This window comes from Trichocoleus sp. FACHB-90 (genome assembly GCF_014695505.1).
In the GTDB taxonomy this organism is placed as follows: domain Bacteria; phylum Cyanobacteriota; class Cyanobacteriia; order Cyanobacteriales; family FACHB-T130; genus Funiculus; species Funiculus sociatus.
In genome coordinates, this window is the sequence record NZ_JACJOK010000061.1 from 84,945 (window position 1) to 97,036 (window position 12,092).

The 12,092-nt window shown below is 44.5% G+C and carries 6 protein-coding genes; 5 read left to right on the forward strand and 1 reads right to left on the reverse strand.

The annotated features are described in order from the left end of the window. Positions 1-215 precede the first annotated feature (215 nt). The 5 genes from H6F74_RS18260 (at position 216) to H6F74_RS18280 (ending at position 9,605) form a co-directional block, all read left to right on the forward strand. Positions 216-2,081: an ATP-binding protein gene (locus H6F74_RS18260; protein WP_190443622.1), complete on the forward strand. Its 1,866-nt coding sequence runs from the start codon at positions 216-218 to the stop codon at positions 2,079-2,081. Between the two features lie 205 nt (positions 2,082-2,286). Beyond that, positions 2,287-3,810: a C-3',4' desaturase CrtD gene (gene crtD / locus H6F74_RS18265; protein ID WP_190443623.1), complete on the forward strand. Its 1,524-nt coding sequence runs from the start codon at positions 2,287-2,289 to the stop codon at positions 3,808-3,810. Positions 3,811-4,160: 350 nt separating this feature from the next. Then, a complete protein-coding gene (locus tag H6F74_RS18270) occupies positions 4,161-8,285 on the forward strand; it encodes a PAS domain S-box protein (protein WP_190443624.1) in 4,125 nt (1,374 codons plus the stop codon). Between the two features lie 4 nt (positions 8,286-8,289). Then, positions 8,290-9,408, forward strand: coding sequence for a response regulator (locus tag H6F74_RS18275; RefSeq protein ID WP_190443625.1), 1,119 nt, complete (start codon positions 8,290-8,292; stop codon positions 9,406-9,408). Continuing rightward, positions 9,363-9,605, forward strand: a complete 243-nt coding sequence (locus H6F74_RS18280; protein WP_190443626.1) for a hypothetical protein — start codon at positions 9,363-9,365, stop codon at positions 9,603-9,605. The genes H6F74_RS18275 and H6F74_RS18280 overlap by 46 nt, the downstream gene beginning before the upstream one ends. Before the next feature lie 117 nt (positions 9,606-9,722). Here the strand turns inward: H6F74_RS18280 and H6F74_RS18285 are convergent, their stop codons facing one another. Beyond that, positions 9,723-11,936: a chromosome segregation ATPase gene (locus H6F74_RS18285; protein ID WP_190443627.1), complete on the reverse strand. Its 2,214-nt coding sequence runs from the start codon at positions 11,934-11,936 to the stop codon at positions 9,723-9,725. Positions 11,937-12,092 lie beyond the last annotated feature (156 nt).

The following is a 12,092-nucleotide window of genomic DNA, read 5'->3' on the forward strand; positions in this document are numbered from 1 at the left end:
ATTTTATCTTTCAAAAAATTTTAAATAAATTTGCCACTTATTGTATCTTTCCCTACTTTAAAAATATGAAATTTCCTATCTTTAAACTACTTTTTTTAATGCCCCTTTTTAAAGTAACCAAAAACTTTAACGTTTTTCTCAACCTCTAGACAGATACTCTTGCTAGTTAGTTAGATTGAAACTAGAATTTATCCTAACAGGAGTAAGTTTTACTGATGCTGAGTGTACTTTATCTAAGTACAAATACTTTCATTGCCGCGTGTTATTATACAATTGCATTCTTAATATTTCAGGGTCTTATACGAAGGCAGCATCTACTCAGCAATCCTCTTTTACTGGCAACTATCGCAGTTTTCTTCAGCGGCGCTCTTGGACATTCAGCCCACGTCGCCCTAGCTGTAGGCGGACATGAAAGCGCCTCAACCATTTTTGCAATTCAAGCAAGCATTGACCTAATAACTGTTCTAGCCGCTGGAACCTTAATTGCTCTAAGGCTTTACTACTCGATATTCGGCGAAGACCCCTTGCTCCTCGCCGATACCCAAAACCAGCTAGAGCAGGCGAATGCTGATCTTTTCAAAGTAAACGCCAACTTGGAATCTTTGGTAGCAAAGCGCACCGAAGAGCTATTGCAGACCAATCAAAAATTAGAAAGTGAAATTAGAGAGCGCAAGCAGGCAGAAGAAGAAACGCGGCATCTCCAAAATTTCCTTAATTCTGTAGTAGAAAACCTGCCAATTGGGGTTTTCATCAAAGAAGCTAATGACCTGCGCTTTCTCTACTGTAACAAAGCCAGCGAAGAAATAACTGGCTATTTGAAAGAAGATGTAATCGGCAAAAATGACTACGACTTATTTGCAGAAGAACAAGCTGATTTGTTAACAGCTCACGAGCGCAGAGTGCTGGGAAAACAAAAACTTTTGGATATTTCCGAACAACAAATTCAGACCAAACATAGAGGTTTAAGAATATTTCTCACTAGGAAAATACCGCTTCTCGACGAATCAGGAAGACCGCGATATCTATTGGGCATTTCCGAAGATATTACGGAGCGCAAGCAAGCTATTGAGGCGTTGCGGCAATCGGAAGCTGCACAAAAGCAATTAATTGCTTTTCTACGACAACAAACGACTGAGTTGGAAACAGCAATGCAAAAGCTGCAAAACACTCAATCCCAAATGGTTCAAAGTGAAAAAATGTCTAGTTTGGGGCAATTAGTTGCAGGTGTTGCTCACGAAATTAATAACCCAGTCAGCTTCATTTACGGCAATTTGACTTATGCAGATCAATATACTCAAGATTTGCTGCACTTGCTACACCTATACCAGCATTATTATCCTCAGCCAGTACCAGAAATCCAAGTTCAACAGGAAAGTATTGACTTAGATTTCGTGCGAGAAGACTTATCTAAAATGCTGTCGTCGATGAAACTGGGAGCAGACCGCATTCGCCAAATTGTCCTTAGCTTGCAGAACTTCTCTCGCAGCGATCAAGCTGAAAGTAAGCAGCTTAATATTCACGAAGGGCTAGATAGTACGCTGCTGATTTTACAGCATCGACTGAAAGCAAAGCTGGGAAATCCGGGAATTGAGCTGATTAAAGAGTACGGAGATTTGCCCCTCGTGCAGTGTTACGGTGGGCAGATAAATCAGGTATTTATGAATATCATTGCCAATGCAATTGATGCTCTGGAGGAGTACAGCTATCAGAATTTAGCTATTAGGACTATAGAAAATTTGCAGCCGAGTTTTGTACGGGGATACCAAAAACCTCCAATTTTTAGCACTGAACCCCCAATTTCTATTAAGATTCGCACTGAGGTTTTAGCAAATGACGACAACCCTCGTGTAGTGATTCGGATTCGAGACAACGGCCCAGGTATCCCTTCAGAAGTGAAACCTAAGCTGTTTGACCCCTTCTTTACTACTAAACCCGTTGGCAAAGGGGCAGGATTGGGCTTATCTATCAGCTATCAAATTGTGGTTGAGAAGCACGGCGGAGTCCTGAAGTGTTTCTCGGAAGTAGGAGAAGGAACCGAGTTCTGGATTGAAATCCCGATTAACCAGAGTAAAGATAGGTAGCTTCGCTAGCAGGAAAACTAAACTTAATGTAATTTACTATTAAGCTTAGCTGGGTTTGTGGGATGCGATCGCTAATAACTTATACCATTTCACTTTTGTAAGGCTACACAACAGCTTATAAAGTTTGGGTAAAGAGACGGTTATGGAAATTACCCAGATTTGCTCATATCATTAAGTAGTATGAAGAAATGTAAAAGATAATGTTATGGCAAGCGATCGCATTGTCGTTATCGGTGCGGGAATTGGTGGTTTGACAGCTGCGGCGTTACTTGCTCGTCGAGGCTACCAAGTATTAGTTTTGGATCAAGCGCTGGTGCCTGGGGGATGTGCTTCCACATTTAAACGCAAAGGATTTACCTTTGATGTGGGAGCTACGCAAGTTGCTGGACTAGAACCAGGGGGAATTCATCACCGGATTTTTAATGAGTTAGAAATTGAACTACCAGCGGCGACACCTTGCGATCCAGCTTGTGCAGTGTATCTACCGGGGGAAACGTCACCGATTAATGTTTGGCGAGACCCCGAAAAGTGGAAGCTTGAACGAACTCGACAGTTTCCGGGAAGCGAACCGTTTTGGGAACTGTTGGCAACTCTTTTTAAAGCAAGTTGGGCGTTTCAATCTCGCGATCCGGTGCTACCGCCACGAAATTTGTGGGATTTCTGGCAACTGGCAAAAGCAGTTCGTCCAGGTACTTTGGTTACTCTGCCTTACACTTTTTTGACGGTGGGGGATGCGTTGCGGCTATACGGGCTGGGTGATAATCAACGTTTGAGGACGTTTCTGGATTTGCAGCTAAAGCTTTATTCCCAGGTGGATGCTCAAAGTACAGCTTTGTTATACGCAGCAACAGCTTTGAGTGTTTCCCAGGAACCGCAGGGATTATTTCATCTAAAGGGTAGTATGCAGGTTTTGAGCGATCGCTTAGTCTCCTCTTTAGAGCGAGACGGTGGCAAACTGTTGATGCGCCACACAGTAGAACGCATCCACACCACAAATGGTAAAGCTACTGCTGTCGTCATTCGCAATCAAAAAACCAACGAAGTTTGGACAGAACCCGCCGACCACGTTGTAGCAAATGTTACTGTGCAAAATCTGACGCAGCTGTTGGACACAGAAACACAAGAAGCATTTCCCCAATTCCCAATCCAAAATCGATATCGTCATCGAGTAGATAAACTTCCCCCCTCATCGGGAGCGTTTGTGGTGTATCTGGGTGTAGATGAGAGCGCTATTCCCCCAGGATGTCCGCCTCACTTGCAGTTTCTTTATGACTATGATGGCCCGATTGGGGAGAATAACTCTTTATTTGTTTCAGTTAGCCACCCATTCGATGGTCGCGCACCAGAGGGGAAAGCAACTATCATCGCGTCTTCCTTCGTTGATACCCGAAATTGGTGGCAATGCGAGGATTATGAAGAACTGAAGCGAAAGTATACTGAGGATGCGATCGCACACCTTGGGCAATTCTTCCACCTGAAACCGGAAACTATTGTGCATCAAGAAGCCGCTACACCCCGCACCTTTGCCAATTTCACAGGTCGCGATCGCGGTATTGTTGGCGGTATTGGGCAAAGAGTTTCCACCTTCGGCCCCTTTGGCTTTGCCAATCGTACACCTGTAAATCATTTGTGGCTAGTGGGCGACTCCACCCATCCCGGCGAAGGTACAGCAGGCGTTAGTTATTCAGCCCTTACTGTGGTAAGGCAAATCGAAAATACCAAAAACTGAACCCAGTTTGCGCGATCGCATATAAAGCAAGCATTTCAGTTTGTTTTAACAAACTTGAGTCATAACTTACCCACTTGCCTTGAACTAAAGTTCCGGCTCAAAGCTCAAACCCATTGAAATGGGTTGGTTTGAGGCTTTTTAGTCAGTTTCAACTGACTTGGGCTTTTAGCCAGGAAATTGATTTCCTGGTTCCAAGTGCGTAAGTCCTATTGAGTTTTCAGCCCGTAGACGCGAAGCGGCTTCTTGAAGAGTACTTTAGTTCAGGGCTGATTGCAACAAGTCTATTCTTGCTTCTTAGGTGGTCACAAGGCTAACTTTGAGACAACGTAGATAAAAAAACTCAGAAAAATATGCGTAGATTGAGAAGGCAAGTACGCTCTGTACAGGCTGCGCTAACGCCGCAATTAATCCGTCAGCTAAAAGCCGAAAAAGCTAAACTACTGCATTACTACAATACTGAACTAGAAAAACAGGTACAGGAACGCACAGTAGAACAGAGGGCAGTTATCACTTCTTTAAACGCTGCACTCTTGCAACTTCAACAACAACTTCAACAGGCGCAAAATGAACTCAATGAGTATCAGCGAGCCTCTGATGCTCTGCGTGAAAGCGAGCCAAGGTTTCCTTCTCTGATTCAAACTGCTGGAAGCGTAATTATTTGCCTGTCACTCAGCTATCAAATTGTCGAGTGGAATCTTCAAGCCGAATGTATTTATGGCTGGAAAAGGGAAGAAGTTCTAGGGAAAAACTATATTGAGTTATTCTTACCTGAAACAGTTCGGGCTACCGTCATTGCCAATATAAATAAGGTACTAGCAGGAGAACCCTCCAAAGATTTTGAAAATATAATTTTGAGCCGTGATGGACGTAAACGCATATTAAATTGGAACATTACCCGTTTAATGAATACCGAAGGCGTAGCTTCTGGAGTCATTGTAATTGGGCAAGAAATTCCGGCTTGCAAAGTTGCTGAAAGAAAAATATATTTTCAATCGCGTCTACTAGATGCAGTTGGACAAGCAGTTATTGCAACTAATTTAGATGGCACAATTATCTATTGGAACCGATATGCAGAAACATTATATGGCTGGTTAGCAGCGGAAGTATTAGGACAAAATATTATCAACGTTACTCCGGCGCAGGTTTCAAAAGAGCAAGCATTTGAGATTATGTCCCGCTTACAGCTTGGTGAGAGTTGGTTAGGAGAATTTCTAATTCAACGTCGAGACGGCTCTTGCTTCCCAGTGATGGTTAATAACGCGCCTATTCACGATGCGGAAGGGAATTTTATCGGCATTCTTGGTATTTCCGCAGAAATTACTGAGCGTAAGTTGGCTGAGGAAGCACTGGCTGCAAGTGAAGCTAAATTCCGTTCCCTGATTCAAAATAGTTCGGATATTATCACGATTCTTGATAGAGATGGAATCATTCAATATGAAAGCGACTCGATTGAAAAAATTTTAGGATACAAGCCAAAAGATTTGATAGGTCAAAATTGTTTTGATTTAGTTCATTTAGAAGATGTTAGTAATCTAATTAAAATTTTCCATGAGTTTATTCAAAATCCAGGCATGACCTTAACGATAGAGTACCGTTGGCGACATCAAAACGGATCTTGGTGTGCGCTTGAGTCAACTGCTAGCAACTTGCTGACTAACCCATTTGTAGCAGGCATTGTTGTCAATTCCCGCGATATCACAGAACGCAAAGCTGCTGAAGCTGCACTGAAGCAAGCTAATGAAAATCTAGAAATCCGAGTTGAACAACGTACTACTGCATTAAGAGAAGCTAACAATCAACTGCGACAAGAAATTATGGAACGTCAGCAGGCGGAGTCAGCACTATGCCGTAGCGAACAGCAACTTTCTGATTTCTTCGAGAATGCTACTGTGAGTTTGCACTGGGTAGGAGCAAATGGGAACATTCTGCGGGTGAATCAAGCTGAACTAAACCTTCTAGGATACACGCGGGAGGAATATTTAGGACACCATATTAGCGAGTTCCACGCCAATCCTGAAGTAATTAATGACATTCTGCAACGGTTAAGTAGAAATGAAACGCTGCATAACTATCAAGCTCAACTTCGTTGTAAAGATGGATCAATTAAGTATGTTCTTATTGACTCAAATGTGTTATGGGAAGACGGCAAGTTTATTCATACACGGTGCTTCAGCCGCGATATTACAGAACACAAGCTATTAGAGGATGCGTTGCGAGAAAGTGAGGAACGGTTTCGCTGTTTGAGTGCTTGTTCACCTGTGGGAATTTTTTTAACAGATATCTACGGTAACTGTACCTACACCAACCCCTGTTATCAAGCTATCTGTGGCTGCACTTTTGAGGAGAGTTTAGCAGAAGGATGGTTGCAGTTTGTTCATCCGGAAGAACGCGATCGCGTTTTCTCCGATTGGTTAGCATATACTCGTGAAGGCAGAGAATACGCATCAGAGTTTCGCCTGCTTGTACGAGAGGGAATCGTGCGTTGGGTTCACGTTCGCTCGTCCCCCATGTTCTCAGATCAAGACGAACTCATCGGTCATGTTGGCACAGTAGAAGATATAAGCGAAAGCCTACGGCAAACTACGCTACGCAAACTTGCCGAAGCAGAACTACACCGCCGCGAACAAGAATTCAAAGCATTAGCTGAAAATTCTCCTGACATCATTGCCCGATTTGACCGGGAATTTCGACATATTTACATCAACTCAGCTGTAGAAAGGTCAATGGGAATCTCCCCCCAAACAATTATCGGTCAAAAGCCTTCAAAGTTAGAATTACCGCCAGAAACTTCCACTTACTTTCAACAGAGTATTCAACACGTTTTAGACATCAAAGAGGAATGGATTATTGAATGGCATTCTCCGATACAATACGGTTATAAATACTATCAATCTCGTCTCGTTCCCGAATTTAATCGTGATGGTTCAGTTGAGTCTGTATTAGCTGTTTCTCGTGACATTACAACTCAAAAACAGACCGAACAAGCGCTGCGTGATGCACTCCAAAGACTGAATTTTCATTTTGAAAATTCGCCCTTAGCAGTCATAGAATGGGATTCAAACTTTCGTGTGTCCCGTTGGTCGCCGGAAGCGGAAAAAGTTTTCGGCTGGCACAGCGACGAAGTTTTAGGATTAAATCCGAATAAATGGCAGTTTATCTTTGCCTCTGATATAAAAACTGTTAATAGCACGATGGCGCGGTTAATCGACAGCAGCGAACAACGTAATGTATCGCGAAATCGCAATTACACCAAGGATGGCTCAGTTGTTTATTGCGAATGGTACAATTCAGCGCTATTAGATGAATCAGGCAAATTAGTATCAGTGCTGTCCCTAATTCTCGATGTGACTGAGCGCAAAAAGATGGAAGAAGCTTTGCGCGAGAGTGAACAACGCTTCCGGACTATGGCTGATACTGTACCTGCAATGATTTGGGTGGCAGAGGTTAACGGTGTTAGTACATTTTTTAACAAAGCTTGGCTAGATTTTACTGGACGCAGCCTCGAACAAGAATTAAACAACGGTTGGATGGAAAGCATACATCCTGATGATTTATATAGTTTTATAGACACCTATTATTCAGCCTTCCATGACCGCCAACAAGTGCAGGCGGAATATCGTCTCAGGCGTGCTGATGGTAATTATCGTTGGGTTATCGATATGGGTATCCCACGCAATACACCCGATGGTAGCTTTGCTGGTTACATCGGCTCGTGCATAGACATAACCGAGCGCAAACGGGCAGAAGAAGAAATTCTTAATGCTTTGAACAAAGAAAAAGAACTCAGCGAACTTAAATCTCGCTTTGTCTCCATAACTTCTCACGAGTTCCGCACACCGTTGAGCGTGATTTTATCTTCCGCCGAACTACTTGAATATTACGGCGAACAATGGAGTCCAGAGGAAAAAATACAACAACTACATTTGATTCAATCTTCTGTGCAGCACATGAACCAGTTGTTAAATGATGTGCTAACGATAGGTAAAGCAGAAGCAGGTAGACTAGAGTTTAATCCGGCACCGCTTGAGCTAGTAGAGTTCTGCCGCGCCTTGGTCGCCGAGATCCAACTGATAGATGCTGAACACACAATTGTCTTTGTCAGCCAATACCCTGTCCTCATGGCTTGCATAGATAAAAAACTGTTGCGGCAAATTCTGAGCAATTTGCTCTCGAATGCGATTAGGTATTCACCCAAGAGCAGAGTTATTTGTTTTGAACTCGCTTACCATAATGGAGAGGCTATTTTTCAAATTCAAGACCAAGGCTGCGGCATTCCGGTAGAAGATCAAAGCAGATTGTTTGAGCCTTTCCATCGGGCAACCAATGTGAGTAATATCACAGGTACGGGTTTAGGGTTAACAATTGTCAAAAGGTGTGTAGATTTACATCAGGGTAGGATTATGTTAGCCAGTCAAGTTGGAGTTGGCACAACTTTTAGAGTCTGTCTTCCACTGCATAACCAACTCAGGAGTTAGACCTGTGAAGAAGATTCTGGTGATTGAAGACGAGCCAGCAGTTAGAAACAACCTGCTCCTTCTGTTGAAGGCTGAAGGGTTTGAGTTTATCGGTGCAGAAAACGGTGATGTGGGCGTAAAATTTGCCACAGTTCACAAACCCGATTTGATTATCTGCGACATTATGATGCCAGATTTTGATGGTTACGCTGTGCTAAATACGTTGCGCCAAGATCAGGCTACGGCTATGATTCCCTTCATTTTTCTCACAGCTAAAACGGATAGAGCAGACTTGCGCCAAGGGATGCAGTTGGGGGCTGATGATTATCTGACTAAGCCTTTTACCAGGGCGGAATTGTTAGAAGCGATCGCTATTCGTCTGAAAAAACAAGAAGCCGTTACCAATCTGCAAAATAAAATCCAAGAACTCCAAGACTTAAATGTTAAGAAAAATGATTTGCTGGCTACAGTCTCCCACGAACTGCGTGCGCCTCTGGCAAATATGAAGATGATGATCCAAATGTTAGAAGTTATCCCTAACGAAGAACGAAAGCAGCACTACAGGAAGTTATTAGAAGCGGAATGTGTCCGAGAGATGGATATGGTTAATAATATCTTGGATTGGCAAAGATTAGAATCTGAAATACAGGAAACATCCTTAGAAACTTTAATTTTACAATATTGGTTATCTAATATAATCGAGCCTTTTCAATTACGTATAGAACAGCGTCAGCAAATCCTCAAAGTTAATCTTCCTCCCCACCTTCCCCCAATTACCTCAGACCGCCCGTGTCTGGAACAGATATTGAGAGAACTGGTTAATAATGCGTGTAAATATACGCCAAAATATGGAGAAATTTCCATCAGCGTCGAGTTGAATGATTGTTCTACAGAAAGCAACTCAACGGCAACAGTTACTTTTAATATTAGTAATCAAGCCGAAATACGGGCGGCGTATTTACCTAAAATATTTGATAAATTTTATCGGGTTCCTGATGCAGATTTTTGGAAACAAGGTGGAAGCGGATTAGGTTTGGCTTTGGTGCATCAGTTAGTGGAAAAACTAGAAGGAACTATTCAGGTAAAAAGCTCCGATGGTTGGACTACATTTACTGTGCAGATACCCACTACAATCAGCCAGTAATAGGTTGGGGATTGGGGATTGGGGATTGGGGATTGGGAATTGGGGATTGGGGATTGGGGATTGGGGATTGGGGATTGGGAATTGGGGATTGGGGATTGGGGACTGGGAATCGGGAATTGGGGATTGGGGATTGGGAATTGGGGATTGGGGATTGGGGATTGGGGATTGGGAATTGGGGATTGGGAATTGGGGATTGATGATTGGAATTCGGTAAGAATCTTGCCCAGTCCCTTGTCCCTAGTACCTTGTCCCTAGTACCTAGTCCCTAGTCCCCAGCCCCCAGTCCCTAGTCCCCAGCCCCCAGTCCCCAGCCCCTAATTTGGCGTTGTTTCGAGGGAAGCTGGAGGCTCTATGCTTTTTTTCCAAGCCTCAATTGAAGCTTGAGCATCAGAGTAGGCGGATGTACCGCTGGGGATATTTTGGGCGATCGTGATCGCTCTTCGCAAGTCATTCCTGGACTGATCCTGCGCCATCGATAAAAGTTGGTAACTCCAGCGATTAATGGCTTCTCTAGCTTGGGAACCGACTCGCGCCGAGTTACGCACCTCTTGGGCTGTTTGCACGGCTTGGGCGATCGCATCCGGTGTCCCTGGATTCGCTAACTGATAAGCTGATTGCAAAATCTCAGTAGATCGCAGTTCCCGACGCCAGCCTTTAATTTTTTCCTGAGCTTCACCGTAAAGCGCCCTTCCCGCTTTAACTTGTCCAGCGGAGCTAATAGCGCCGGGAAGATTGCCCGAAACCGCCAAAGCTCTTGCTTGGTCGAGGTAAGGCTGATCCTCTATCCGTTGGATTCGGTTAGTCCACCGGCCGATTTGCCTTTGAGCCTCTTGATACAACGCCCGTCCTGGCTGAATCTGATCCGCTGTAGCAATAGCGCCAGATAAATCGCCTGCATCAGCCAAGGCTTTCGCTTGGTCGAGGTAAGGCTGGTCTTGCTGACGCTCAATTTTTTCAGTCCACTGGCGGATTTTGCCCCTAGCCTCGCTATAAAGGGCGCGTCCTTGGCGAATTTGACTAGCTTGGTTAACTGCTTCAGAGAGGGAACCAGCATCCCCATAATTCGCGTATTGTTCGGCGCTATCGAGATAGGGACGGTCTTCTATGGTTTCAATTTGACTTGTCCAGTTACTAATTTGCGCTCTTGCTTGCGAGTAACGAGGATTAGTGCTGGGAATCAGCTGGGCTTCCGCGATCGCTGCTGATAAATCGCCTACAGTTCCACCTTTTGCCAATTCTCCCGCCCGTTCTAGATGCGCCACATCTTCAATTTCTCGCTGCCAACGAGTTATTAATTCTTGGGCTTTATCGTATAATGGTCGCCCTAAATCTAGCTTTTGGGCAAGCGCGATCGCTTCTTCCAAATCTGTTACAGTTCCTTGTGCGGCGCGAGACTGAGCATTAGCCAAATCGTTTAAATCTTGAGCCTCTACTTGGAGATTGAGACTTTCGGGAATTTTATTCGTAATTAAAATTACGGTTTGCCAGTCTTTTCTATCTAGCGCCTCTTGAGCCATATCAATTAATTTCCGCGCAAAGTCTGTCACAGCACCTTGAGCTTCCTTATATGCCAGACTGTTTGCAGGAATTGCCTGTGCTAGTTTGATCGCCTCCAAGAGATTATTTAATCCCCCGGCTCTTGCCAGCTGGAACGCTTTATCTAACTTGGCGCTTTCTTCCCGCGCCGCCTGAATCAAACTAACCAGTTCATCGTACTTGGTAGTAGCCCAGTAGTTATTTCCTAAATAAACCAGTTGCACTGCTTCCCGAAAAGCCTGAGTCCAGTTAGACTCGCGCACTTCATCAGTGGCTTTTTCATAGTATCCTTCCGCCTTTGACCAAATAGACTGCCAGCGAGTTACGCGCTCGTCTACTAACTTGTAAGCAGGAACACCAGTGGGAATTTTCCTCGCCACTGCGATCGCTTCCTCCAATTTTCCCGCTTGGAAAGATTCCTCGCCTAATTTCAAGATATCCAGTGACCACTCTTCCAAATTGCGGTCAATTTCTGGACGCAGGGGGTGATCTTTTGGCAAAGAATTCACCAACGCGATCGCTGAAAGCAAATTGTCCGCCGTCTGCTTAGAAGCCGCTATCTGAGCGCAGGTTAGTCGTAGCGAAGCACTAGCAGTAGGCCAAAAAATCGCTGGGCAATTAGGCAAAGCTGGCAGCTTAAACAACAGCGCCACCGCCATAAATCCCATCCCACCAGAGAGCAGGACGACCAACGCCCCCCAAAACGCCCAGCTTGTCGGCAAGCGTAAACCCCTCTTTTTCTTAGGTTTCTGGGGTTCTTCTGTCGGTGACTGGGGCTGTAAAGATGGATTAGGCTCAAGCCCTTGTGGAGTATTAACTGCCGAACGGCTAGGACGACTATCTTGTGGAGATGAGCGTTTAGGAGCGGGTGCCTTTGGGGAGACGCGATCGCTCGGACTCCCAGAGGCAGGCGATTTCTTATCTCCTGACCAACCGCGATTGGAAGACTTGCCTAAACGCCCGCGCTCTGGAATTTCCGGATTTCTGGTCATAGCTTACTCACACCACAATACGCTTCGCCTCGGACGAATGCTTTTCTAGCACATACAGTAGTTGCAATGCTACTCCTATAAGCCAGAAAAAGCTACCTCTATCCGGAGTTGTTTTCTAATTGCTAATTGTTCATTTAGCCATCTTCACCTTAGCCA